The organism is Streptomyces sp. NBC_01433 (assembly GCF_026340105.1).
Classification (GTDB): Bacteria; Actinomycetota; Actinomycetes; order Streptomycetales; family Streptomycetaceae; genus Streptomyces.
Genome location: NZ_JAPEPM010000001.1, coordinates 2,530,100 through 2,555,007 on the forward strand (window position 1 = coordinate 2,530,100; position 24,908 = coordinate 2,555,007).

The window sequence follows — 24,908 nt, forward strand, 5'->3', positions numbered from 1 at the left end:
GGAGGGGCGGGCCGTAGCGATGGTGTGCGGAATGTCCCCGCGGTGCCGGAGAGGCGGACAAGAACGCGGAGAGGCGTACTAGAACGCGGCCTCGTCCAGTTCCATCAGCGAGTTGTCGACGGACTCGGCGAGCGCGCGCTCGGCCGAGACGCCCGGCAGGATGTTCGCGGCGAAGAACTTCGCGGCGGCGATCTTGCCCCGGTAGAAGGCGACGTCCTTGGCGGAGGCGGTCGGCAGCTTCTCGGCCGCCACGGCCGCGCCCTTGAGCAGCAGGTAGCCGACGACGACATCGCCGGAGGCCAGCAGCAGGCGGGTGGTGTTGAGCCCCACCTTGTAGATGTTCTTGACGTCCTCGCCGGTCGCGGTGAGGTCAGTGATCATCGCGCCGACGATCGCCTCCAGGTCCACGGCGGCCTTGGCGAGGGAGTCCAGCGAGCCGGCCAGTTCCTCGTTGCCCTGGGTGCCCGAGAGGAACTTCTTGATCTCCTCGGAGAGCGCGTTCAGCGAGACACCCTGGTCGCGGACGATCTTCCGGAAGAAGAAGTCCTGGCCCTGGATCGCCGTCGTGCCCTCATAAAGGGTGTCGATCTTGGCGTCACGGATGTACTGCTCGATCGGGTACTCCTGGAGATACCCGGAGCCGCCGAACGTCTGGAGCGACTGCGCCAACTGCTCGTACGACTTCTCGGAGCCGTAGCCCTTCACGATCGGGAGCAGCAGGTCGTTGAGGCCGTGCAGCGCCTTGGCGTCCTCGCCCGCGGCCTCCTTCTCCTGGATCGCGTCCTGGACGGAGGCGGTGTACAGCACGAGGGAGCGCATGCCCTCGGCGTACGCCTTCTGGGTCATGAGCGAGCGGCGCACGTCGGGGTGGTGCGTGATGGTGACCTTGGGCGCGCTCTTGTCCATGAACTGCGACAGGTCCGTGCCCTGGACGCGCTCCTTGGCGTACTCCAGCGCGTTCAGGTAGCCCGTGGAGAGGGTCGCGATGGCCTTCGTGCCGACCATCATGCGAGCGAACTCGATGATGCGGAACATCTGGCGGATGCCGTCGTGCTTGTCGCCGACCAGCCAGCCCTTGGCGGGGTGCCTGTCGCCGAACGTCATCTCGCAGGTGTTGGACGCCTTGAGGCCCATCTTGTGCTCGACGTTCGTCGCGTACACACCGTTGCGCTCGCCCAGTTCGCCGGTGGTCCAGTCGAAGTGGAACTTCGGGACCATGAAGAGCGAGAGGCCCTTCGTGCCGGGGCCGGCGCCCTCGGGGCGGGCCAGCACGTAGTGAAGGATGTTCTCGGACATGTCGTGCTCGCCCGACGTGATGAAGCGCTTCACCCCGTCGATGTGCCAGGAGCCGTCCTCCTGCTCCACGGCCTTGGTGCGCCCCGCACCGACGTCCGAACCGGCGTCCGGCTCGGTCAGCACCATCGTCGAGCCCCACTGCTTCTCGACGGCGATCTCCGCGATCTTCTTCTGCGCCTCGTTGCCCTCATCGAAGAGGATGCCGGCGAACGCCGGGCCGGAGGAGTACATCCAGACCGCCGGGTTCGCGCCGAGCAGCAGCTCCGCGTAGCCCCAGATCAGGGAGCGCGGAGAGGTGGTGCCACCGATCTCCTCGGGCACGCCCAGGCGCCAGTACTCGGAGTCCATGAAGGCCTGGTACGACTTCTTGAAGCTCTCCGGGACCGGTGCGGTGTTGGTCTCCGGGTCGAAGACCGGCGGGTTGCGGTCGGCGTCGGCGAAGGAGTCGGCGAGCTCGTTCTCCGCGAGGCGGTTGACCTCGTCGAGGATGCTCTTCGCGGTCTCGACGTCCATCTCCGCGAACGGGCCGGTGCCGTACAGCTTGTCGCGCCCGAGGACCTCGAAGAGGTTGAACTCGATGTCGCGGAGATTCGACTTGTAGTGCCCCATGGGAAGGCTCCGTAATCAATAGCAGTGGCGCACAGCGCCCCGGGGAGTGATGCGGGTCGGGCGACAGGCCGGCGTGGATATATCAGCTGACCTCTCCGATGATGCTACCCGTCAGTAATAAGGCGCAACCCCTCAAGCCGTAGATGTGTCCGATTACTCTTTGCGGCATGTACGGCTACGACCAGAACCAGGCTGCACAGCAGCAGATGGCCGGCGGCTACGGCGAGCAGCCGCTGTACCCCGAGCCCTCGCCGCCCTCCCTGGCCGATGCGGTACGGGCCTTCACCACCGGCTCGATGTCCGCCGAGGACTTCCAGCAGATCTTCGCCACGTCGAAGGTCTACTGCCCGCGCGGCGACAATCCCGGCTTCCTCGCCCTCCACAACACCCAGCAGCCGGTGATCCCGATGTTCACCACGCTCAAGGAGTTGCGGCTGTACGCGGGCAAGGAGTCCAAGTACTTCGTGATCACCGGCGCCGAGGTGATCGACCTGCTGCCGACGGGCTACGGCTTTGTCCTGGACATGGAGGGTGATCACCGCATGGTCTTCGACGCCAAGGCCGTGGAGCAGATGGTCGACTTCGCGATGCGCCGCATGTACGGCTGAGCCCCGGCTTCCAGTCTCCGGGGGGAGGGTCCGTGCCACCGATGGGTGGCACGGACCCTTTCCGCTGTCCGGGACCGGATCATGCCTGTCCGGGTGCGGATCGTGCCTGCCTGGGACCGGATTGTGCCTGTCCGGGACCGGATCGTGCCTCCGGGGGTGCGTGGGGCGTGCCCGGGAATGAATGCCACCTTGCAAGATGTTCACTGTTCAACTAAATTGAACGCAGAACACTCGCCCGGAGGTGGCTCTCATGCCCGCAGTGACCGTCGAAAACCCGCTGACCCTGCCCAAGGTCGCCGCCTCGGGCGACGCCGCGGCCCGTCCCGTGCTCGCCGTCACGACCGCGCCGAGCGGTTTCGAGGGGGAGGGCTTCCCGGTGCGCCGTGCGTTCGCCGGGATCAACTACAAGTACCTCGACCCGTTCATCATGATGGACCAGATGGGTGAGGTGGAGTACGAGGCCGGGGAGCCGAAGGGCACCCCCTGGCACCCGCACCGCGGCTTCGAGACCGTCACGTACCTCATCGACGGCACCTTCGTCCACCAGGACTCCAACGGTGGCGGCGGCACCATCCGCAACGGCGACACCCAGTGGATGACGGCCGGCTCCGGCCTGCTGCACATCGAGGCCCCGCCGGAGTCCCTCGTCATGTCCGGCGGCCTCTTCCACGGCCTCCAGCTCTGGGTGAACCTGCCCAAGGCCGACAAGATGATGGCTCCCCGCTACCAGGACATCCGCGGCGGTGAGGTCCAGCTCCTCACCTCCCCGGACGGCGGCGCGCTGCTCCGTGTCATCGCCGGTGAACTCGACGGGCACGACGGGCCCGGCATCACCCACACCCCGATCACGATGATCCACGCCACCGTCCGGCCCGGCGCCGAGGTGACCCTGCCGTGGCGCGAGGACTTCAACGGCCTCGCCTACGTGCTGGCCGGACGCGGCACCGCCGGTGCGGAGCGCCGCCCCGTCCACATGGGGCAGACCGCGGTGTTCGGCAGCGGTTCCTCGCTGACCGTCCGCGCGGACGAGCAGCAGGACGCCCACGCTCCGGACCTGGAGGTCGTCCTGCTCGGCGGCCGTCCGATCCGTGAGCCGATGGCGCACTACGGGCCGTTCGTGATGAACAGTCAGGCCGAGCTGAAGCAGGCTTTCGAGGACTTCCAGGCCGGCCGCCTCGGCACCGTGCCCGCGGTCCACGGCATGTGACGTTCGCTCACTCGTACGGGGGTGCGGGTGGGACAGTGGCCCCGTGCTGTGATCGGGTGGGAGGGTGCATACCCAAAAACCCCTCCTGCCCGACACCGCGCGGCGCACGGCCGCCTGGTGCGGTGTCGTTCTGCTGGTCACCGGCGTCGTCGCGGTCGCCGTCTGGCTGTGCATCGTCTTCAAGACCGCGGTCACTCCGGTGCTGCTCGCGCTGCTCGGTACCGCGCTGCTCGGTCCCGTCCACCGCTGGCTGACCGCCCGTAAGGTGAATCGTTCCCTCGCCGCCGGGCTGACCTGCGCCGTGCTCGTCGCGGTGGTCGGCGGTGCCGGGTACATCGTCGTCACCGCGCTCATCGACACCGGCGGTCAGATCGTCGCCTCGCTGAAGGACGCCGGGCAGTGGGTGGTCGACCACCTCGGCGTCGCGGGCGACACCAATGTGAACGACCTCGCCGACAACGCCAAGAGCCTCGTCGAGAAGTTCGGCGCGAGTGCGGCGGGCGGCCTGCTCAGCGGGATCAGCCTGGTCGGCTCGCTGGTGGCGACCAGTGTCCTCGCCCTGCTGCTGACCTTCTTCTTCCTGCGCGACTCCGACCGTGCGGTGAACCTCGCCCACTCCGTCGCCCCGCGCGGCACCGGCGACCTGGTGGAGGCCATGGGCCGGCGGGCCTTCGAGGCCGTCGAGGGCTTCATGCGCGGCACCACGTTCATCGCGCTGATCGACGCCCTGTGCATCACGGTCGGCCTGCTGATCCTGGACGTGCCCGGTGCGGTGGGGCTGGGGGCGCTGGTCTTCGTCGGCGCGTACATCCCGTATCTCGGGGCCTTCATCTCCGGCGCCGTCGCCGTGCTCGTCGCGCTCGCCGACCGGGGCCTCGTGATCGCCCTCTGGGTCCTGGGGGTGGTGCTCGCGGTCCAGGTGCTGGAGGGCCACATCCTCCAGCCGATGATCCAGAGCCGTACGGTCCAGATGCATCCCGCGATGATCATGATCGCCCTGACCGCGGGCGCCAGTGTCGCGGGGCTGCTGGGGATGCTGCTGGCGGTACCGCTGTGCGCGGCGGCCTTCGGTGTGATCGGCGAGCTGAGGAAGGGCTACGGCGAGACCTCCCCGGCAACCCCGACGGACCCGCCCCCCGACGTCTCCCCGGGCCCGTCGGGCGCCTGAGGACGGCTCCCGGCCGCCCGGTACGCCCGCGACGTCTGGGGCTGCTTGCGATGTCCGTGACGACCGGGACATCTGAGACGCCCGCGGCGTCTGGGCCTGGGCCGCCTGGGCTGCCTGGGACGCCTGGGACGTCTTCCCGGGCCGGGGGACCGCTCACGCGGCAGGGGGTTCCGCTCCCTCCACCGGCTCCGGGCCTTCCCCCGCCTCCGGTCCTTCCCCCGCCTCCGGTCCTTCCACCGGCTCCGTGAACTCCCCCGGCTCGGCCGACTCGTACAGCTCGAACCAGATCGACTTACCCTCCCCCCGGGGATCGACCCCCCACGAGTCCGCCAGCATCTCCATCAGCACCAGCCCCCGGCCGCTGGACGCCATCTCGCCGGGCCGCCGCTTGTGCGGCAGTTCGTCGCTGCCGTCGGCCACCTCGACCCGCAGCCGCCGCTCCCCCCGCTCACCGGCCGCCTCGGCGACCATCAGCGCGTCCCCGTCCGTGTGGACCAGCACATTGGTGGCCATCTCGGAGATCATCAGCACGGCCGCGTCGACCTGTTCCGCGTCCGCCCAGTCGTGCAGCATCTCGCGCAGCTGCTGCCGGGCGACGGCGATCCGCTCGGGCTCGGCCTGGGCGATCGTCATCGCGGTGCGACGCGGCGGTGCCAGTCGCGTCGTGGAGCTCTCGCGACGGAGCACCAGCACCGCGATGTCGTCCTCGCGGCGGTCCGCCAGTGGCCCCGTCGTGTAGTGCGAGGTCGGCCCGTGCACGGCCTGCACCAGCGCGTCGGCGAGCTTCTCCAGGTCCTCGACGGGCTGCTCCAGGACCGGCCGGAGCCGGGTCCAGCCGGTGGCCATGTCGTGCCCGCCGGTCTCGATGAGCCCGTCCGTGCACAGCATGATCGTTTCGCCTGGTTCCAGGACCACCCGGGTCGTCGGGTAGTCCGAGTCCGCCTCGATGCCCAGGGGCAGCCCGCCCGCGGTCTGCCGGATCACCGCGGTGCCGTCGACGCTGATCACCACCGGGTCCGGATGGCCCGCACGGGCGATGTCGAGGGTCCCGTCGGCCGGGTCCACCTCCGCGTACAGGCAGGTCGCGAAGCGCGGCGCCGTGGGTTCTTCCCCGTCCCCGTCACCCAGGTCCTCGTACGCCTCGGTGAGCCCGGAAAGGAAGCGCGACGCGCGGGAGAGCACCGCGTCGGGACGGTGCCCCTCGGAGGCGTAGGCGCGCAGGGCGATGCGGAGCTGGCCCATCAGGCCGGCCGCCCGCACGTCATGGCCCTGGACGTCGCCGATGACGAGCGCGATGCGGCCGGTGGGGAGCGGGATCATGTCGTACCAGTCGCCGCCGACCTGGAGGCCGCCGCCGGTCGGGATGTAGCGCGCGGCCACGGTCATGCCGGGGATGTCCGGCCCGAGGGACGGCATCATCGAGCGCTGGAGCCCCAGTGACAGCTCGCGCTCGGTCTCGGCGACCCCGGCACGGGCCAGCGCCTGGGCGAGCATCCGCGCGACCGTCGTGAGTACGGCACGCTCGTCGGGCGAGAACGCCACGGGGTGCCGGAACCCCGCCATCCAGGCCCCCATCGTGCGGCCCGCGGAGATCAGGGGCAGGAAGGCCCAGGACTGGCGCCCGAAGCGGCTGGCGAGCGGCCAGGTGGCCGGGTAGCGGCGCCGGTAGTCGTCGGGGGAGGGCAGATAGATGGCTCGCCCCGTGCGGACGACCTCGGCGGCCGGATAGTCGGTCTCCAACGGCATGTCGGCGAACGGTTCCTCGTCCCCCACGTTGTGCCCGTGGTGCCCGATGATGGTCAGCCGCTCCCCGGCGGCGCCGAACACGGCGAGCCCGTCCGGCGAGAACCCGGGCATGGAGAGCGAGGCGGCGACCCGCAGCACCTCCTGGGTGGACCGGGCCTCCGCCAGCGCCCGCCCGGCGTCCAGCAGGAACGCCTCCCTGGACCGGCGCCAGTCCCCGGTGATGGAGGTGTGCGCCGCGGTGGCGCCCGGCTGCGGCTCGGCGACCTCCTGGAGTGTGCCGATCAGCACATAGCTCTCGAACCTGTGGTCGACCGGATAGGTCGGCTTGGACCTGCTGCGTACGGTGCGCAGGACCCGGCCCCGCTCGTCCACGATCCGCAGCCGCGCCTCGGCCAGGGTGCCCTCGGCGACAGCCAGATTCACGACCCCGTAGATCTCGTTCCAGTCGACGGGGTGAAAACGGGAACGCACCGCGGCCTCCCGGTAGACGCCGGGCTCGGTGGGCAGGCCGAGCAACCGGGCCGCCTCCGCATCGAGCGTGACCGTGCCGGCTGCGTTGTCCCAGCGCCACAGACCTGTCGCGATCGCGGCCAGGATTTCCTCGGTGCGCATTGCCCCACTTTAGGAAGATGTCCGCGATCGACGCCACCGAGGGGTCGCTGAGCGTGGGAGTCCGTGCCCGGCGCCCGCCGACGCGGCCCGCACCACCCCTGGATGATCTTGAACTGTCAAAGGCAATGAAGTGGTGCGGGCGTGGGCGGTAGCCTGGGGTGGCTCAATCCACCCCGAACCGCGAAGACTGGATGAACGACGATGCATCGGTACAGGTCCCACACCTGCGGCGAGCTCCGCGCCTCTGACGTCGGTACCGACGTCCGGCTGAGCGGCTGGCTGCACAATCGCCGAGACCTGGGTGGCATCCTCTTCATCGATCTGCGCGACCACTACGGTCTGGTGCAGCTCGTCGCCCGCCCCGGCACCCCCGGCAACGACGCCCTGGCGAAGCTGACCAAGGAGACCGTCGTCCGTATCGACGGCAAGGTCTCCGCCCGCGGCGCCGACAACGTCAACCCGGAACTGCCGACCGGTGACATCGAGATCGAGGTCACCGAGGTCGAGGTACTGGGCGAGGCCGCCCCGCTGCCCTTCACGATCAACGCCGAGGACGGGGTCAACGAGGAGCGGCGTCTGGAGTACCGCTTCCTCGACCTGCGCCGCGAGCGCATGCACCGCAACATCATGCTGCGCACCGCCGTCATCTCCGCGATCCGGCACAAGATGACCGCCCTCGGCTTCAACGAGATGGCGACCCCGATCCTCACCGCGACCTCCCCCGAGGGCGCCCGCGACTTCGTGGTTCCGTCCCGGCTGAACCCCGGCAAGTTCTACGCGCTGCCGCAGGCCCCGCAGCAGTTCAAGCAGCTGCTGATGATCTCGGGCTTCGACCGCTACTTCCAGATCGCGCCGTGCTTCCGCGACGAGGACGCCCGCGCCGACCGTTCGCCGGGCGAGTTCTACCAGCTCGACGTCGAGATGTCGTTCGTCGAGCAGGAGGACATCTTCCGGCCGATCGAGAAGCTGATGACCGAGCTCTTCGAGGAGTTCGGCAACGGCCGTCACGTCACCTCCCCGTTCCCGCGCATTCCGTTCCGTGAGTCGATGCTGAAGTACGGCAACGACAAGCCGGACCTGCGGGCCCAGCTGGAACTCGTGGACATCTCCGACGTCTTCGCGGACTCCGAGTTCAAGGCGTTCGCCGGGAAGCACGTCCGCGCCCTCCCGGTGCCGGACACCGCGGGTCAGTCCCGGAAGTTCTTCGACGGCCTCGGCGCCTACGCGGTCGAGCACGGCGCCAAGGGCCTCGCCTGGGTGCGCGTCGGCGAGGACGGCACGCTGGCCGGTCCGATCGCCAAGTTCCTCACCGAGGCGGACGTCAAGACCCTCACCGAGCGGCTCTCGCTGGTGCCGGGCCACGCGATCTTCTTCGGCGCGGGCGAGTTCGACGAGGTCTCCAAGATCATGTCGGTGGTCCGGGTCGAGGCCGCCAAGCGGTCCGGCCACTTCGAGGAGGGCGTCTTCCGGTTCTGCTGGATCGTCGACTTCCCGATGTACGAGAAGGACGAGGAGACCGGCAAGATCGACTTCTCGCACAACCCCTTCTCGATGCCCCAGGGCGGCCTGGACGACCTGGAGACGAAGGACCCGCTGGACATCCTCGCCTGGCAGTACGACATCGTCTGCAACGGCATCGAGCTGTCCTCGGGCGCCATCCGGAACCACGAGCCCGAGCTGATGCTCAAGGCGTTCGAGATCGCCGGTTACGACCGCGAGACCGTCGAGCACGAGTTCGCGGGCATGCTCCGCGCGTTCCGCCTCGGCGCCCCGCCGCACGGCGGCATCGCTCCGGGCGTCGACCGCATCGTGATGCTGCTCGCCGACGAGCCGAACATCCGCGAGACGATCGCCTTCCCGCTCAACGGCAACGCCCAGGACCTGATGATGGGCGCTCCCACCGAGCTGGACGAGACCCGCCTGCGCGAGCTGAACATCCAGCTGCGCAAGCCGGTCGCCTCGGCGAAGGACAAGACCGAGAAGTAGGGCCGAGACACATGGCCGAGAAGTAGGGCCGAGACACATGGCCGCGAAGTAGGGCCGAGAAGTAGGGCCGAGAAGTAGGGCCGCGAAGTAGGCCTGAGGAAAGAACCAGAAGCAGGACCGAGAAGTAGGCCCTGCGCCTGTTTCACGTGAAACAGTCCCCGATCACCTGATCGGGGACTGTTTCGCTGTGTGGGGCCCTTGGTGTGACGAACCGCGTCGACCCGACCCACGACGAGCCGTACCTGCGGGGCACTCAACTCACCGGCGGGTACGGGCACGTGGAGTTGCGGCCGTTCCCGCCCCGGCCACCGGTACAGCCGGATGGCCCCGGTCCGGATTCGCGCGGGCCGTGGTCGGCAAAGACTGGCACCTGAGACCGCCGTGCCGTCTCGTGCCGACAGCCGGAATCACCGAGGAGTCTGCCACCGTGCTCGTCCCCCGTCGCCCGTACGTTCTCTTCGCCGCCCCGTTCGTCCTCCTGGCCCTGCTCCTCACCGGCTGCTCCACGGAAGCCACGGAAGCCACGGAAGCCGCGGACTCCACGGCCGCCGCGCTCGCCGGACCCCCGGGTGGTGCGGCGGGGCCGGAGTCCGCCGCCATGGCCGGGCGGGCCGCTCCGGCTCAGCCTGCCCGCCCCGAGGAGATCCCGTACCTGGGTCCGGGGACTAGGGGGCTGATCCCGTCCACCGCCCGGCAGGCGCTCGTCGTCACCGGCGAGGCCGCCGACTCCAACCGGTCCACCGCCGTGCTCTACACCCGCGACGGCCCGACGAAGAGCTGGAGACCGGCGACCGGCCGATGGCCCGCCCACAACGGGATGCAGGGGTGGACGGACCTTCATATGGCGGGCGACCTCAAGTCCCCCAACGGCGTCTACTCCCTCACCGACGCGGGCGGCAGGCTGCCCGATCCCGGCACCCTGCTGCCGTACGACGAGCAGCCGCACTTCGCGGTGAGCGGTGACGGGTTCTTCGGCGAACCCCTGGAAGGCTCTTTCGACTACGTCGTCGCGATCAACTACAACCGCACGGCAGGCGTCACCCCGCTCGACCGCACCCGCCCGCTCGGCATGGACCGGGGCGGCGGCATCTGGATCCACGTGGACCACGGTGGCCCGACCCAGGGCTGCGTCTCGCTCCCGGAGGAGCGGATGGAGGAACTCCTGCGCACCCTGGACCCGGCGAAGAACCCGGTGATCGTGATGGGTGACGCCGCCGCCCTGGAACGCTGAACCAGCGACCGCGTACATCCCCCGCGACCGGCGTGCATCCCCAGCGACCGGTACGTCCCCCGCGCCCGCGACCGCGTACATGCCCCGTGTCCCGAAGGCCCACGCACAAGGGCCCGGAACCGCGCTCGGCGGTCCCGGGCCCTTCGCCGGCTGTCTGTGTATCCGGCTGCCGACCGCTAGGCGGTCGGCTTCTCCTCCAGGCGCGGGAACAGCACCGCGCCCTTGGTGACGGTCGATCCTGCGGGCAGCAGGCCCCAGGTGCCCGCGTCCTGGACCCGCTGGCCGGCCAGGGCCCCCAGGGACTCCTCGGCGCCCAGGGACTCCCACAGCTTCTGCGAGGTGTCCGGCATCACGGAGTTCAGCAGGACCGCGACCCCGCGCAGTGCCTCGGCGGCGGTGTACAGGATCGTCGCGAGGCGGGCCTGGCCCTCGGGCGAGGTGTCCTTGGCGACCTTCCACGGCTCCTGCTCCGTGATGTAGCCGTTGACCTGCTTCACGAAGTCGAAGATCGCCAGAATGCCGGCCTGGAAGTCCAGCTCCTCGCCGATCTTCCGGTCGGCCGTCGCGACGGCCTGCGCGAGGCCCTCCCGTACGGCCTGCTCGGCGTCACCGGCGGCCGTGGCCTCCGGCAGTGCCCCGCCGAAGTACTTGCCGACCATGGCGGCCACGCGCGAGGCGAGGTTGCCGTAGTCGTTGGCGAGCTCGGAGGTGTAGCGGGCGGAGAAGTCCTCCCAGGAGAACGAACCGTCGCTGCCGAACGCGATGGCGCGCAGGAAGTACCAGCGGTACGCGTCCACGCCGAAGTGCGCGGTCAGCTGCTGCGGCTTGATGCCGGTCAGGTTCGACTTCGACATCTTCTCGCCGCCGACCATCAGCCAGCCGTTGGCCGCGACCCGGCCCGGCAGCGGCAGCCCCTGAGCCATCAGCATCGCGGGCCAGATGACCGCGTGGAAGCGGAGGATGTCCTTGCCGACCAGGTGGACGTCGGCCGGGAACGTCGCGTCGAACTTCTCCTGGTTGGCGCCGTAGCCGACCGCCGTCGCGTAATTGAGCAGCGCGTCGACCCACACGTAGATGACGTGCTTCTCGTCCCACGGCACCGGGACGCCCCAGTCGAAGGTCGAGCGGGAGATCGACAGGTCCTGAAGCCCCTGCTTGACGAAGTTCACGACCTCGTTGCGGGCGGACTCGGGCTGGATGAAGCCGGGGTTGGCCGCGTAGAACTCCAGCAGCTTCGGGCCGTACTCGCTCAGCTTGAAGAAGTAGTTCTCCTCCTTGAGGATCTCCACCGGCTTCTTGTGGACCGCGCACAGCTTGGTGCCGTCCGCGTCCTCGATCAGATCGCCGGGGAGCTTGTACTCCTCGCAGCCCACGCAGTACGGGCCTTCGTACCCGCCCTTGTAGATCTCGTCCTTGTCGTACAGGTCCTGCACGAACTCCTGCACACGGTCGGTGTGCCGCTTCTCCGTCGTCCGGATGAAGTCGTCGTTCGCGATGTTCAGATGCTCCCAGAGGGGCTTCCACGCCTCTTCGACAAGCTTGTCGCACCAAGCCTGCGGAGTGACGTTGTTCGCCTCGGCCGTGCGCATGATCTTCTGACCGTGCTCGTCCGTGCCGGTGAGGTACCACACCTTCTCGCCCCGCTGGCGGTGCCAGCGGGTGAGCACGTCGCCTGCGACGGTCGTGTAGGCGTGGCCCAGGTGAGGAGCGTCGTTGACGTAGTAAATGGGGGTCGATACGTAGAAGGACTTCACGTCTTCGCCCCCTGCTTCTCGGGATCCAGTGGCCGCCATGGTCGAAATCCTAACGGTCCGTGGGAGATCCCCTCACCTCGATAAACGCGGCCCGCGCAGCCCAGAGCCCGCAGCGTCGGCGGAGATCCCATGCAGAGACCACGCAGAGCCTGCGGAGAACCCACGCAGAGCCGACGGAGAGCTTTGCGAAACATGCCTTCCGGTAGTTAAGACGCATCCTGGGAGGGAGTGGACACGCATGCACGAGGCAGGGGACATCACGATGCGGGTACTTGTCGCCGAGGACGAGGAGATCCTGGCGGAGCTGGTCGCCACCGGGCTGCGCCGGGCCGGGTTCGCGGTCGACACGGTGTACAGCGGTGACGCGGCGCTCGCCTATCTCGGGCTGCACGACTACGACGTGGTCGTCCTCGACCGCGACCTGCCCCGTGTGCACGGCGACGACGTGGCCCGCAGGCTGGTCGCCTCCGGCTCGCGGACCAGGATTCTGATGCTCACCGCCTCCGGCACGATGGAGGACCGTGTCGCCGGGCTCGATCTCGGCGCCGACGACTACGTGGCCAAGCCGTTCGAGTTCCCCGAGCTGGTGTCGCGGGTACGCGCGCTGCGGCGGCGCAGCGCCAGGCCCGTACCGCCGCAGCTGGAGCGGTACGGCATCCGGCTCGACACCGTGCGGCGGGCCGCGTCCCGGGACGGCCGGGACCTGGATCTGTCGCCGAAGGAGTTCACGGTGCTCCAGCTGCTCCTGGAGGCCGACGGCGGGACCGTCAGCGCGGAGGAACTGCTGGAACGGGCCTGGGACGCCAACGCCGACCCGTTCACCGGGGCCGTGCGCGTGTGCATGAGCAAGCTGCGCGGCAAACTCGGCGAGCCCGGCCTGATCCGTACCGTGCAGGGCGTCGGGTACGCCCTGTGAAGCGGCGGACCGGGCTCCGGGGGATGGTGGGCGCGGCGAACGTGCCGCACTCCACGATCCGGACCCGCATCGCTCTTGTGTACGGCGGGGTGTTCCTGGTTCTCGGGACCGCCCTGCTCGCCACCGTCAACCTGGCGTCCCGCGCCGGTACGGACTCCGAGGCGCGCGCCATCGCCTCGTCGGCCGCTGTCGTGCAGCCCGGCTACGCCGTGAACGGCCCGCTGATCAGCCGCAGCCGTCTCGGGCCGCCCACCGTCTACGACCTCACCGACCATGTCAGCGACGCGGCGGGCCAGCAGCTCATGTACTGGTCGATCGCCATGCTGCTCGTGATGACGGCGTGCGCGGTCGCGGTGGGGTGGTGGACCGCCGGGCGGGTGCTGCGGCCCGTCCACGCGATGACCGCGAAGGCCCGCCGGCTCTCCGAGCACACCCTGCACGAACGGATAGCTTCCAGCGGCCCGGACGACGAGCTGAGGGAACTGGGCGAGACGCTCGACGCGCTGCTGGCGCGGCTGGAGAAGGCGTTCGACAGTCAGCGGCGGTTCATCGCGAACGCCTCGCACGAGCTGCGGACGCCGCTGGCCACACAACGGGCCGCGATTCAGGTCGGGCTCGACGACCCGACGCCGGAGGATCTCGTCCGGACCCGGCAGACGCTTCTGGACGCCAACCGGCGCAGCGAGCGGCTCATCGAGGGACTGCTGGTGCTGGCACGCAGCGAGCGGGGGCTGGCGACGAGCGAGCGCGAGAAGGTCGGCTTCGCCCGGGTGGTGGAGGAGGAGGCGGCCCGGCAGCAGGCCCGGCAGCGTGCGGCGCGCGGCGTCCCTGGCGTCCCCGGCGTCCCCGGCGTCCCCGGCGGGCGGGAGGCGCCGGTGATGGACGTGAGGACCGTGGTGAGCGGGCCCTGCACCGTACGCGGAAACCGGCTGCTGCTCGCCCAACTGGTGGCGAACCTGCTGGCCAACGCCGTGACGTACAACGTGCCCGGCGGGTCCGTGGAGGTGTCGCTCACGGCGGCGGGGGTTCTGGTGGTGCGCAACACCGGTCCGGTGGTGGCCGACGCGGACATCGCGGGGTTCTTCGAGCCGTTCCGGCGGGGTGAGGGCCGTGACCGTATGGGGCCGGGGTCGGGGCTCGGACTTTCGATCGTACGTTCTATCGCGGTGGCCCACGGCGGTACGGTCACGGCGGTGCCCGGCCCCGAGGGCGGCCTCGCCGTGACCGTACAGCTGCCGGTGGATCAGCCTTCGGTGACCGTCTCGCGGGCCGCGATCCAGGTCGGCAGCCCGGCCAGGATCTCCCGGTAGAGCTCGGCGTCGGTGACCTCGCGCGGCGCCGGGCCCGCGTGGAAGAAGCCGGCGTTGTCGACGTCCAGCTTCCGCAGGAAGTCGAAGCCCTTCGCGTCCTGTTCGCCGAACGCGACGAACTGGAAGAACAGCGGCAGCCGTGCCGCATCGGCCAGTGCCTGCTTGGCGGCCTGCTTGGCGTCCGGCGGCCCGTCCGTCTGGAAGATCACCAGGGCGGGTCCGGTGGCCTCCGACTTCTCGTAGTGGGCGACGACCTCCTCGACGGCGCGGTGGTAGTTGGTCCGGCCCAGGCGGCCGAGGCCCGCGTGCAGCTCGTCGATCCGGCCCTCGTGTGCGGTGAGGTCGATCGTCCCGGTGCCGTCGATGTCGGTCGAGAAGAAGACGACGGGCACGGTGGCGCTCTCGTCGAGGTGGGCGGCGAGAGCCAGCGCGCGGTCGCCCAGGTGCTGGGCGCTGCCGTCCTTGTAGAACGGCCGCATGGAGCCCGACCGGTCCAGGACCAGATAGACGGTGGCGCGGAGCCCCGTCAGCCCGTGCGTCTTGAGTCCGGCCTGCGCCGCCTTGTACGGGGCGACGAGCTGGGGCGCGCGCGACTTGACCCGGGCGGGGGCCACGGCGGGCTTGCCGGGAACGGCGGCCGTCGTGGGGGCAGGGGCAGGGGCAGGGGCGGCGGGGGGAGTTTCGACGGGCTTGGAGGTCTCGGGGACCTCGATCGCCTTGGGGGCTTCTGGGGCTTCTGGGGCCTCCACGGGCTCGACGACCTCGGGAGCCTTGACGGGCTCGGGGGTTTCGACGGCCGTGACGGGCTCGGGAACTGCCTCGGGAGCTGCCTCGGGGGCGGGCTTCGGCTCGGTCTCCGGCTCGATGATGGCGGACGGCTCGGTTTCGGCGACCGGCGCGGCCTCGACCGGCTCCGCCTCAGCGACCGGCTCGGTTTCGGCGACCGGCGCGGGTGCCGGTTCCGGGTCCAGGTCGATGGTGATCGGTTCCGGCGTGGCGTCCGACGTGGCCTCCGGCTCGACGGCCGGCGCGGCCTTGATCGGCTCGGCGTCCTCGACGGCGGCTGCCACCTCGGCGGTCTCGACGGGCTCCACGACCTTCACCGGTTCGGGAGTCGGCGTCGGCTTCGGCTTCGGGGCCGAGCCCTGGGCCGGGACCGTAGGCGTGGCCGCCTTGTCGAACGCCGCCGCGACCAGGTCCGACGCCAGCCCGCTCTCGCGCCCGGCAGCCCCCGAACCGGAACCGGAACCGGAAGAAGGCGAAGGTACGGAAGAGACGGAAGAAGAGGAAGAGGAGGAAGCCGAAGCAACCGAGGAAACCGACGAAACCGAGGAAGCCGAAGAAGGAGAGGCCGGGGCAGGAACCGAGACCTTCGGTTCCGGTACGGACGCCGACGCCGGAGTGTTCTCCGGCTTCGACGCCGTGGGCTGGGTGCGCTCGGCCTGGGGCGGGACGGTGGCCGTGGTCGGCTCGTCCCGCTCCGTGCGGCCGAACACCTTGCGCAGCAAGCTCCGAATGCCCATGGGCGAGGCCTTTCGCATGAGTTGAGTGCGGTAAATGCCCGACCTGCGGAATTTGATCCCTGGCCAGGGCGGATACGTAAGGTTAGCGGCCGGATCCGGCCGTTCGGCGGTACGGCCCGCCCCTGGGGCAGCTGAGCCGCAACCGATCCCTGTCCGATCTCTGTCCGAACCCTGTCCGAGTCCGGACCGAGCCTCAAGAGAGCAGCGGTGGCCCGGACTTCACTGTCCGTTCACCGGGAGTCCGTCATACCGCGTGGATGCACACCTACCGTCACGCAAGACACATAGACGGAGGGAAACCACGTGCGCAATCTGCTGCCGCTCATCAGCTCGCACCCGGGCGGGCGCTCTGCGCTGACCTGCCGCTACCGCTGCGGTGACGCCTGCTTCCAGGAGATACCGAACACCAGCGACAACGAGTACGCGGGCGATGTCATCGCCAGTGCCCTGTCGCGTCGCTCGATGATGCGTGCCGCCGCCGTGGTGACCGTCGCGGCTGCCGCCGGTACCGCCGCGCTGACCGGTCCGGCCGCTCCGCAGGCCGAGGCCGCGGCGCTCGCCGGGCAGGGTCACAAGCCCGGTCACCCGCACCGGCCCGCCCCCTCCGGCGCCCGTGGCCTGCGTTTCTCGCCCGTCGCACCCAACAAGGACGACAAGGTCACCGTCCCGGACGGGTACGGCCAGAACGTGGTGATCCGCTGGGGCGAGCCGATCCTGCGCGGGGCCCCCGCCTTCAACCCGGACAAGCAGTCCGCGAAGGCGCAGGCGGGCCAGTTCGGCTACAACAACGACTTCCTCTCCCTGCTCCCGCTCCGCGGTGAGCGCGGTCGTCAGGTCCTGGTCGCCAACCACGAGTACACGGACGAGCTCCTGATGTTCCGTGGGTACGATCCGGCCAACCCGACCCGCGAGCAGGTCGAGATCGCCTGGGCCGCACACGGACTCTCCGTGGTCGTCGTCCAGGAGGAGCACCGCACCGGCAAGCTCGGCCCGGTCAACCGGCACCCGCTGAACCGCCGCCTCACCGCGACCAGCGAGTTCCGGGTCACCGGCCCGGCCGCCGGCAGCCCGCTGCTGCGTACGTCCGCCGACCGCACCGGCCGCAAGGTGTACGGCACGCTCAACAACTGCGCGGGTGGCACCACGCCGTGGGGCACGACCCTGCACGGCGAGGAGAACTTCAACCAGTACTTCGCCAACGGCTCCACCGACATGCACAAGCGGTACGGCATCGCGGCGGGCGCCACGGAGCGCAAGTGGGAGCGTTTCGACAAGCGCTTCGACCTGGCCAAGGAGCCCAACGAGGCCAACCGGTTCGGCTGGGTCGTCGAGCTCGACCCGTACGACCCGGACTCCACCCCGCGTAAGCGGACCGCGCTGGGCCGGTTCAAGCACGAGGCCGCGCAGCCGCGACTGACCTCCGACGGGCGTCCGGTCGTCTACATGGGCGACGACGAGAAGTTCGACTACTTCTACAAGTTCGTCTCCAGCAAGCGGATGAAGAAGGGGAACTCGCGGGCGGCCCACGCCCACAACCTCACCCTGCTGGACGAGGGCACGCTGTACGTCGCCAAGCTGACCGGTGACTCGCCGGTCAACGAGTTCGACGGCACCGGAAAGCTGCCCTCGGACGGTGAGTTCGACGGCAGCGGCGTCTGGATTCCGCTGGCCACGGGCAACACCTCGCACGTGCCCGGAATGACGGCCGAGGAGGTGTACGTCTACACGCGCCTGGCCGGTGACAAGGTCGGTGCCACGAAGATGGACCGCCCCGAGGACGTCGAGCCCTCGCCGCGCACCGGCCGCGTGTACATCGCGCTCACCAACAACTCCGACCGCGGCAAGGCGGGCAAGGCCGGTGCGGACGAGGCGAACCCGCGCAACGCCAACAAGCACGGTCAGATCCTGGAACTCGCCGAGAACTGGGACGACCCGGCAGGCGACGGCTTCGCCTGGCGGCTCTTCCTCGTCGCGGGCGACCCGAACGACCCGGCGACGTACTTCTCCGGCTTCCCCAAGGAGAAGGTCAGCCCGATCTCCTGCCCGGACAATGTGGCCTTCGACGCCCACGGCAACCTGTGGATCTCCACGGACGGCAACCAGCTCGGTTCGCACGACGGGCTGTTCGGAGTCGCGACCCAGGGCGAACGCCGGGGTGAGCTGAAGCAGTTCCTGACCGTCCCGACCGGCGCCGAGACCTGCGGCCCGCTCATCCAGGACCGCCGGGTCCTGGTCGCCGTGCAGCACCCGGGCGAGATCGACGGCGCGTCCGTCGCGAAGCCGGCGAGCAACTGGCCGGACGGCCCCGGGAAGATCGTCCGCCCGTCGGTCGTCGCCGTGTGGCGCAAGGACGGCCGCGACATCGGCGTCTGATGCTCCTGCGGGCGAACGCCCTCTCTGCGGTGGAGTGAGGAGACATCAGGCCCGTGCCCCTGTGGCGCGGGCCTGATGCGCGTCGCTCAAATAGGTGTACCTGGACCGGAGTTGCCCTGTCAGCGCGACCGGCCGACATGAACGGCCATACGGTCGGTGACGTCGTGATCGGTGATCTGCGATCTGTACTGATCAGTGATCTGCGTTGATCCGTACGCGCTCTCAAGAAGGGCTCATCCATGGGACATTCATCCCGCAGAACACGTCTGGTGGCCTGTGCCGTGGCGGCCGGGGCGATGCTGACCGGCCTCGTGCCGGCGGCCGGTGCCGTCGCCGTACCGGTCACCGCCGTCCCCGCCGCGGTTCCGGCGGCCGACGATCCCGTACGGGGCCACGCCGGCATGCCTGATGACGGATTCGCCAACGAGCACGAGGGTGAGCAGGACGACCTGGTGGGCCCCGGCGGGACACCCGCCGAACCCGGCGTGGAGGCCGCCCCGGTTCCCGGACGGGCGGCCGACTTCAAGCTGGCGGCGGGCACCAGCCTCTCCGGCCTGGTCGGAAAGCTGGACGCCGCGCTGCCCAAGCAGGGCCTCACCGGGCTGATGGAGCAGGCCAACCGGACCGCCGGCTGGAATGCCGACTGCGGCACCACCACCATCTACGGCTCCGATCTGTCGACCAGCCACCGTGTCTGCTGGCGGAGCGACGACCTCTCCTCCACCGAGTGGATTCCGCAGGCCATCACCGGGGTTTCGGACGCCCAGGAGGACGAGGACTGGGGCACGTCGAACGCCGAGCCGATCGCGGTGGCCTCGTACGACGACAGGAATCCGGGCCGCAGCGACTACGCGGCGGGCCGTGACGACTGCCTCAAGAGTTCCGCGTCCGATGCCTGCAATGAGAAGGGCGCCCGGGTCAGCTTCTTCAATCAGGCCACGAAGCAGTACCGCCATGTCCTGCTGGCCTGGCCGTACATGAACTCCCAGAACCACATCTCCTTCGACGCGCTGCACGCACGCGAGGGCCTGTGCGATTCCGTGGTGACGGCCAGCTGTGCCGCGCAGAACGGCATCCACGCGGGTGGCATGGTCTGGTACGGCGACTACCTGTACGTGGCCGACACCGCCAACGGCATGCGGGTCTTCGACCTCCGCAAGATCATGGATCTCAACCCCGACAACGATGCCGAGAAGAACGACCCGACGCCGGACGGTCTGGTCAGCGACGTCACGGACAAGAAGCGGATCGGCCGGCAGAACAACGTCTGGTACTCCTACGGCTACCGGTACGTGATGCCCCAGGTCGCCACCTTGAAGTTCACGACGGCGAAGAACGGCGGAACCACCTCGGGGAACCAGTGCTACGCCACCGGGCGCCCCAAGGCTTCGTACGTCTCGCTGGACCGGACGGGCACCGACCATCTGATCCTGGGCGAGTACTGCAACCGCAACAACGGCGGCGACAGCACCGGCCGAGTCGGTACGTACCCGATGACCGCGCTCACGGCGGCGGTCGAGGGCGCCGCCGGTACCACCGCGAGCGCGGATCTCGCCTACGGTCTGCCGACCGAGGGGACGTTCAACGGCGAGCGGCTCTGGCAGAAGATCCAGGGCGTGCTGCGCTACGAGGGCAAGTGGTACTTCCACCGCAGCAACTCCTCCAGCTACGGCCGGCTGCTCCAGGCCACCCCGGGTGCGGTCGGCGGGGCCACACAGCTCGTCGGGAATCCGAAGATCCTGGAATCGTCGGTCGGTCCCGAGGACCTGTACATGGCCCATGGGCGCGGGGACGGCTTCGCTCCGCAGCTGTGGTCGCTCAGCGAGCATGCCCCGAGCGCCGCGTGCTCGGGCTGCAAGCGTGAGCTGTACAGCTACGACATGAGTGAGGTGATCGGCGGCTTCGGTCCCTGACGCCATCGGCCGCACACGGGCGCCGGACAGGCAGGCGCGGGGCAGGCAGGCGCGGGGCAGATGGACCGGGACTGTTGGGCGCCGGGCGGGTGGGGTCGGAATCCCGCTCGTCCGGCGCCCGCGTGCGTTCGGCGCACTAGAGTCGGAGCCATGGTTTCCGGTGACGCACCGCAGGCGGGGGGAAGCGTCCGGGTCGACGTCTGGATCTGGTCGGTCCGGCTGACGAAGACCCGTTCGCAGGCCGCTGCCGCCTGCCAGGCAGGACATGTGAAGGTCGCGGGGGAGCGGGCCAAGCCCGCCCAGCCCCTGCGCGTCGGCGACGAGGTACGGCTCCGGCACGCGGGGCGCGACCGGATCGTCGTCGTGTCGAAGATCGTGAGGAAGCGGGTCGGCCCGCCCGTCGCGGCGGAGTGCTTCGTCGACAACAGCCCGCCCCCGCCGCCCCGGGAGGTGGCGATCCAGGTCCCGGTCCGTGACCGGGGCGCGGGGCGCCCGACCAAGCGCGACCGGCGGGAGATGGAGCGCCTCCAGGGCCGGGCTCCGGAACGGGCGCCGGGACCGGAGAAGTGACCGGTACGGGGGTGGCGCGACGTTTCACGTGAAACGTCGCGCCACCCCCGTACCGGTGAGCCGATTTGTGCCCGAGCCGAGTTGAGCCGAGTCGGGTCAGGGCATGGCTGGCCCGTGCCGGGTCAGGGCTGGGGCGAGGCGATCGCGCGGGCCGCGGCCACCTCCTGGCGCAGCGGCTCAAGGACGCTGTCCTCGTCGTCCGGCAGCTCGGTCCGTACCTCCACCAGGACCTCGCTGCTGCGTATGCCCTCGGCCAGTTCCTGTAGCTGCTGCTCGATCCCGGCCACCTCATGGGGCGAGGGCTCCGTGGCGCCGTGGTTCACCCGGACCCGGGCGGCCGTCGTCGCGTCCACGATCCGTTCGACGGCGACGACGAGCGGCCACCACGCGGCGGCCCGGGTGCCGACCGGCGGCGGTTCGGTCAGGGCCCGCTGGAACTCGGAGCGCACGGAGGACAGATCACGGTAGAGGCGGCGCCGGGCGCGTACCCGTTCCGCCTGGTCGCTGCCGCGGCCGTCGAAACCGCACGCCACATAGTCGGCGATGTCCGTCACGGCGTCCGCGAGCCGGGAGCCGATCCGGGTGTGCCAGCTCTCCGGCCACAGCAGATAGCCCGCGATCAGCACGATGCCGCAGCCGATGAGACTGTCCAGGAACCGTGGCCAGACCAGCCCCACGCCCTGGTGGTTCAGCAGGTCGGACAGCAACAGGATGACCGGTGTGATGGCCGCCGTCTGGAACGCGTACCCCTTGGCCGTGAGCGCCGGGATCAACGCCGCGAGCACCAGCATCACGGGCACGTCCCACCACCCGATGGGCACCTCGGACAGCACGGGGGCGGCGACGACCAGCCCCGCCGCCGTGCCCACCGCACGCAGCACGGCCCGCGAGAACACCGAACCGAAGTCGGGCTTCAGGACGAACGTGACGGTCAGCGCGACCCAGTACGAGCGGGGCACCGGGATCAGCGAGGTGAGCGCCTGCGCCAGGCCGATGCAGAGGGCCAGCCGCAGCCCGTAGCGCCAGGACGTCCCGGAGAACAGCACGCTGCGGGTCGCCCGCCGGATGCGTACACCGAGTGCGGCAGGCCGTCCGAGCCGGTCGTCGACGTTGTACGGGTCGGGGTCGGCCTTGTGCACGACGGTCGCCGCGTGCCGCAGGGCGCTGTCCACCGCTCGGGTCGCGGGCGAGTCCGGGGCGGGCAGCCGCAGTTCGGGCTCGCCGGTACGGCCCAGCTCGACGTCGTCCGCGAGCTCACGTACCGCCGCGGGGATCTCGGCGGACAGCGGGATTCGCCGTACATGTACGGCGGGCGCCGCCTCGACGAGCGGGATGACGACGTTGAGCTGGGACAGCAGCCGCACCATGGGGGCGCTGCGTCCGTGGTAGCGGGCACGACGGGCGAGGATCAGGTCGTAGGAGGTGTTGAGCGACTGGGTGACCGCCTGGCGCTGCTGCTCGTACTCCGGTGTTCCGGCGGCGGCCAGCAGCTCGGCGCAGGTCCGGTAGGTGTCGGCGACCGCGACGCGTTCGGGGAGCTGCCGGCGGAACGGCCAGGACAGCAGGGTCAGGACCAGCACCACCAGCCCGCCGAGCGTGAGCAGGAGCGGGGCCACCCACCACGGGTGGGGCATCGGGAGGCCCGCCCCGACCACCGAGTTGAGCAGGAGCAGCAGGCCGGAGACGGAGGCGACGGCACCGATCGTCGACATCATGCCGGAGACCAGGCCGACGAAGGTCAGCACGGCGACGGCCGCCCAGCCGGTTCCGAACACGAGCGTGCCCAGCATGATGCCGAGGGCGCCGAACAGTTGCGGTACGGCGATGTTGAAGATCCGCATCCGGTAGGCGTCGGCGGTGTCGCCGATGACACCGGACAGCGCGCCCATCGAGACCAGTGCGCCGTACGTCGGCCGGTCGACGGCGAAGCCGACGGCGAGCGGGGCGGCCAGGGCGATGGAAGCGCGCAGGACCGCGGCCCAGGGGATGGGCGCGGACTGCGGACGCAGCCCGTTCAGCAGCCACGGTGGTGGCGCGGCCCGCTTCCGATCGGCTCCGGAGTCTGCGTCGGCGGCGTCGGCCGTGGCCACTGCGTACCCCCTGTTTGTTCCGCGCGGTCCTCGGTCTGGTCAGCTCTGGTACCCCTCCACCTCGTCGGCGGGGCGGACCTTCGCCACCGACGGGTCCTCGCCGTATTCGCTGAGCGCACGCCGCTGCCGCAACAGGTCCCAGCACTGATCGAGTTGGACCTCCACCGTACGCAGGCGCGTTTTCTCCTCGGCGGACAGGCCCAGGTTGCCGGTGGACCGGTCACGCAGAGTCCGTTCCTCGGAGACCAGCCCGTCGATGTATTCAAGGATGTCGTGGTCGGCCATGAGTGGCTCCTTCACTGGGTCCGCCAGGTACGCGCCGACCGCCGCGGCTCGCATGTCGACCGCGACGGCACCGCGACGGCTCGCACAGGGAAGACCTCTCAGTCGCCCCCCGGCGGTCATGATTCCTACTGTCGCCCGGCCCCTGCCCGACCGCACTTCGGGTCGGCAGTGGCCGCCTTCGGGCACCCGGTGCTGTTCACAGGGGGGCCTGTCCCGCGATCCGGCGTGTCCGCGCCCCGCGGCGCATCAGCAGCCGCGCCACCACCGCCCCCACCAGAAGGACCGCTCCCACCACCAGAACCACCCACACCGTCGTCCGCAGCGACGCGGTCAACGCGTCGACGACCGCCGAGGCCGCGTCCCGGTCACTGCCCGGTACCGCGTTCAGCACCCGGCTCCGGCCGACCGCGACCAGGACCCGCAGCACGATCGCGCCGAGCAGGAGCCCCGCCCCGACGACCGCCGAGGCCGTCAGCGCGGCCCGCCGGCCGCCCCGCACCGTCGCGATGCCCACCACCAGCACCAGGAACACCAGCGTTCCCACGGCCGGCCAGACGCTGCAGTACCGCAGCCACCGAAACGAGCCGCGCAGATTGTCGGCCTGATCGGCGGTGAGGACCGTGATGTCCGTGTGCTGGACCGGAATCTGTTCCGCGAACGGCACCCCGTTACGCACCAGCTCCTGCTTGACCTGCTCGATCACCGGAGCCAGATCGATGTTCACGGCCTCCCCGCTGTTACCGTCCAGCGCCGACGTCACCGCCTTGTGCGCGGTGCGGTTCGCGGTGTCCCAGGCCGTGCGGAAGGCATCGGTGGTGGTGAACGACCGCACGCTCTCGTGGAGAAAGTCCCGGACGGTGCCCTGGAGCGGGCCGAGGTCGATCTGCTTCATGGCCTCGTCGGTGATCAGATCGCTCACCGTGTTCTGCACGGCGGGATCGGAGGCGAGCGGGGAGACGGCGGCCACGTACCGGTCGGTGTCGTCGATCTCCAGGTCGACCCAGGCGGAGAGCGCGCTCAGCGGCACCAGGACGGCGAGCAGGAGGAGCAGTACTGCCGACAGGGTGGCTGAGAGGTAGGTCCGCACACCCCCAGGGAATCCCGCGGGGAGGCCGCGCGCCCCGGGTCGTACGCCATTCGAGTTGCCGTGCGGCGCGGTCGGGTGTGCTCTGGAGGGACGGGGGCGTGCGACGGGGGCGACGGAAGGAGCTGTCCGCCATGGCCACACACGCAGCCATGCCGACCCGTGGGGGTTCCCGGGCTAGTGCACGGGCACGCCACCACAGCCCGCTCGCCTGGGCGCTGCCGCTCACGCTGGGCGTGATCTTCGGTTTCTACGCGGCTTTCATCCGCCGGGACGGTGGCCCGAGCACCGGCGGACAGGTCCTCCTCGGGCTGGTCTCCGGAGTCGCGCTGGCCGCGCTCTGCTTCGCGCTGGGCCGGATCCAGCATGTGCTGCCGCGCGAGCTGAGGGCGGCGGCGTACGGGGTACTGACCGCGTGCGCGATCGGGTTCCTGGTCAGCCTCACCGGTACCAGCGTGCTGCGGTCCACCGGGCTGGGGGTGCTGGTCGGGGCCGTGATGCTCTGCGTTTCGTTCTACATCTTCTACACAAGGGAGGACTGAGCGCGAAGGCTGGTTTCTCTCCTGGGCGCGGCTGCCAGATCGAATCTGGCAGCCGCGTCTCGCCGTCTGGCGCCCATGGGGTGAG

General features: G+C 70.1%; 18 protein-coding genes. 11 read left to right on the forward strand and 7 right to left on the reverse strand.

Annotated features, from left to right (window positions below; translation table 11 throughout):
• Positions 1-78: 78 nt before the first annotated feature.
• Positions 79-1,905, reverse strand: a complete 1,827-nt coding sequence (locus tag OG413_RS11410; protein ID WP_266804787.1) for an acyl-CoA dehydrogenase — start codon at positions 1,903-1,905, stop codon at positions 79-81.
• Between the two features lie 167 nt (positions 1,906-2,072).
• Here OG413_RS11410 and OG413_RS11415 point away from each other — a divergent pair, with 167 nt between their 5' ends.
• The 3 genes from OG413_RS11415 to OG413_RS11425 all read left to right on the forward strand — a co-directional run bounded on the left by OG413_RS11415 (position 2,073) and on the right by OG413_RS11425 (position 4,888).
• Complete coding sequence (locus OG413_RS11415; RefSeq protein ID WP_266804788.1) at positions 2,073-2,513, forward strand: SseB family protein; 441 nt, start codon at positions 2,073-2,075, stop codon at positions 2,511-2,513.
• Between the two features lie 250 nt (positions 2,514-2,763).
• A complete protein-coding gene (locus tag OG413_RS11420) occupies positions 2,764-3,720 on the forward strand; it encodes a pirin family protein (protein WP_266804789.1) in 957 nt (318 codons plus the stop codon).
• A 64-nt stretch (positions 3,721-3,784) separates the two neighbouring features.
• Positions 3,785-4,888, forward strand: coding sequence for an AI-2E family transporter (locus OG413_RS11425; RefSeq protein WP_266804790.1), 1,104 nt, complete (start codon positions 3,785-3,787; stop codon positions 4,886-4,888).
• A 153-nt stretch (positions 4,889-5,041) separates the two neighbouring features.
• Here OG413_RS11425 and OG413_RS11430 read toward each other — a convergent pair whose 3' ends face one another.
• A complete protein-coding gene (locus tag OG413_RS11430) occupies positions 5,042-7,246 on the reverse strand; it encodes a SpoIIE family protein phosphatase (RefSeq protein ID WP_266804791.1) in 2,205 nt (734 codons plus the stop codon).
• Between the two features lie 201 nt (positions 7,247-7,447).
• Here OG413_RS11430 and aspS point away from each other — a divergent pair, with 201 nt between their 5' ends.
• Positions 7,448-9,232 (forward strand): aspartate--tRNA ligase, encoded by a 1,785-nt coding sequence (gene aspS / locus OG413_RS11435; RefSeq protein ID WP_266804792.1) that lies wholly within the window; start codon positions 7,448-7,450, stop codon positions 9,230-9,232.
• Between the two features lie 427 nt (positions 9,233-9,659).
• Entirely contained in the window at positions 9,660-10,463 is an 804-nt protein-coding gene (locus OG413_RS11440) for a L,D-transpeptidase family protein (protein ID WP_266804793.1), read from the forward strand.
• 176 nt (positions 10,464-10,639) lie between these two features.
• Here OG413_RS11440 and metG read toward each other — a convergent pair whose 3' ends face one another.
• The gene (gene metG / locus OG413_RS11445) at positions 10,640-12,256 is read right to left on the reverse strand and encodes a methionine--tRNA ligase (RefSeq protein ID WP_266804794.1); all 1,617 of its coding nucleotides are present in this window, start codon (positions 12,254-12,256) and stop codon (positions 10,640-10,642) included.
• A 223-nt stretch (positions 12,257-12,479) separates the two neighbouring features.
• Between metG and OG413_RS11450 the strand changes: the two genes are divergently transcribed.
• Positions 12,480-13,133, forward strand: a complete 654-nt coding sequence (locus OG413_RS11450; RefSeq protein WP_266810077.1) for a response regulator transcription factor — start codon at positions 12,480-12,482, stop codon at positions 13,131-13,133.
• Positions 13,130-14,443, forward strand: coding sequence for a cell wall metabolism sensor histidine kinase WalK (locus OG413_RS11455; RefSeq protein WP_266804795.1), 1,314 nt, complete (start codon positions 13,130-13,132; stop codon positions 14,441-14,443). The genes OG413_RS11450 and OG413_RS11455 overlap by 4 nt, the downstream gene beginning before the upstream one ends.
• On the opposite strand, the gene OG413_RS11460 is transcribed toward OG413_RS11455, so the two are convergent.
• The gene (locus OG413_RS11460) at positions 14,377-15,966 is read right to left on the reverse strand and encodes a VWA domain-containing protein (RefSeq protein WP_266804796.1); all 1,590 of its coding nucleotides are present in this window, start codon (positions 15,964-15,966) and stop codon (positions 14,377-14,379) included. The genes OG413_RS11455 and OG413_RS11460 overlap by 67 nt on opposite strands.
• Positions 15,967-16,269: 303 nt before the next feature.
• Here OG413_RS11460 and OG413_RS11465 point away from each other — a divergent pair, with 303 nt between their 5' ends.
• The 3 genes from OG413_RS11465 (at position 16,270) to OG413_RS11475 (ending at position 20,822) form a co-directional block, all read left to right on the forward strand.
• Complete coding sequence (locus OG413_RS11465) at positions 16,270-18,339, forward strand: PhoX family phosphatase (RefSeq protein WP_266804797.1); 2,070 nt, start codon at positions 16,270-16,272, stop codon at positions 18,337-18,339.
• A gap of 239 nt (positions 18,340-18,578) precedes the next feature.
• Positions 18,579-20,252 (forward strand): hypothetical protein, encoded by a 1,674-nt coding sequence (locus OG413_RS11470; RefSeq protein WP_266804798.1) that lies wholly within the window; start codon positions 18,579-18,581, stop codon positions 20,250-20,252.
• A 150-nt stretch (positions 20,253-20,402) separates the two neighbouring features.
• On the forward strand, positions 20,403-20,822 hold the full coding sequence (locus OG413_RS11475) for an RNA-binding S4 domain-containing protein (RefSeq protein ID WP_266804799.1): 420 nt from the start codon (positions 20,403-20,405) through the stop codon (positions 20,820-20,822).
• Positions 20,823-20,944: 122 nt separating this feature from the next.
• Here OG413_RS11475 and OG413_RS11480 read toward each other — a convergent pair whose 3' ends face one another.
• The 3 genes from OG413_RS11480 to OG413_RS11490 all read right to left on the reverse strand — a co-directional run bounded on the left by OG413_RS11480 (position 20,945) and on the right by OG413_RS11490 (position 24,284).
• The gene (locus OG413_RS11480; RefSeq protein WP_266804800.1) at positions 20,945-22,912 is read right to left on the reverse strand and encodes an FUSC family protein; all 1,968 of its coding nucleotides are present in this window, start codon (positions 22,910-22,912) and stop codon (positions 20,945-20,947) included.
• Between the two features lie 39 nt (positions 22,913-22,951).
• A complete protein-coding gene (locus OG413_RS11485) occupies positions 22,952-23,197 on the reverse strand; it encodes a DUF2630 family protein (protein ID WP_266804802.1) in 246 nt (81 codons plus the stop codon).
• Between the two features lie 196 nt (positions 23,198-23,393).
• The gene (locus tag OG413_RS11490; protein WP_266804804.1) at positions 23,394-24,284 is read right to left on the reverse strand and encodes a hypothetical protein; all 891 of its coding nucleotides are present in this window, start codon (positions 24,282-24,284) and stop codon (positions 23,394-23,396) included.
• 131 nt (positions 24,285-24,415) lie between these two features.
• Here OG413_RS11490 and OG413_RS11495 point away from each other — a divergent pair, with 131 nt between their 5' ends.
• Complete coding sequence (locus tag OG413_RS11495; RefSeq protein WP_266804805.1) at positions 24,416-24,823, forward strand: hypothetical protein; 408 nt, start codon at positions 24,416-24,418, stop codon at positions 24,821-24,823.
• The last annotated feature ends 85 nt before the right edge of the window (positions 24,824-24,908 follow it).

Excerpts from the sequence above, each read along its gene's own strand:
- OG413_RS11460 (WP_266804796.1), bottom strand. The coding sequence starts at position 15,966 with ATGGGCATTCGGAGCTTGCTGCGCAAGGTGTTCGGCCGCACGGAGCGG.
- OG413_RS11415 (WP_266804788.1), top strand. The coding sequence starts at position 2,073 with ATGTACGGCTACGACCAGAACCAGGCTGCACAGCAGCAGATGGCCGGC.
- OG413_RS11420 (WP_266804789.1), top strand. The coding sequence starts at position 2,764 with ATGCCCGCAGTGACCGTCGAAAACCCGCTGACCCTGCCCAAGGTCGCC.
- OG413_RS11430 (WP_266804791.1), bottom strand. The coding sequence starts at position 7,246 with ATGCGCACCGAGGAAATCCTGGCCGCGATCGCGACAGGTCTGTGGCGC.
- OG413_RS11475 (WP_266804799.1), top strand. The coding sequence starts at position 20,403 with ATGGTTTCCGGTGACGCACCGCAGGCGGGGGGAAGCGTCCGGGTCGAC.
- OG413_RS11485 (WP_266804802.1), bottom strand. The coding sequence starts at position 23,197 with ATGGCCGACCACGACATCCTTGAATACATCGACGGGCTGGTCTCCGAG.
- OG413_RS11495 (WP_266804805.1), top strand. The coding sequence starts at position 24,416 with ATGGCCACACACGCAGCCATGCCGACCCGTGGGGGTTCCCGGGCTAGT.
- OG413_RS11450 (WP_266810077.1), top strand. The coding sequence starts at position 12,480 with ATGCGGGTACTTGTCGCCGAGGACGAGGAGATCCTGGCGGAGCTGGTC.
- aspS (WP_266804792.1), top strand. The coding sequence starts at position 7,448 with ATGCATCGGTACAGGTCCCACACCTGCGGCGAGCTCCGCGCCTCTGAC.
- OG413_RS11470 (WP_266804798.1), top strand. The coding sequence starts at position 18,579 with ATGGGACATTCATCCCGCAGAACACGTCTGGTGGCCTGTGCCGTGGCG.
- metG (WP_266804794.1), bottom strand. The coding sequence starts at position 12,256 with ATGGCGGCCACTGGATCCCGAGAAGCAGGGGGCGAAGACGTGAAGTCC.
- OG413_RS11410 (WP_266804787.1), bottom strand. The coding sequence starts at position 1,905 with ATGGGGCACTACAAGTCGAATCTCCGCGACATCGAGTTCAACCTCTTC.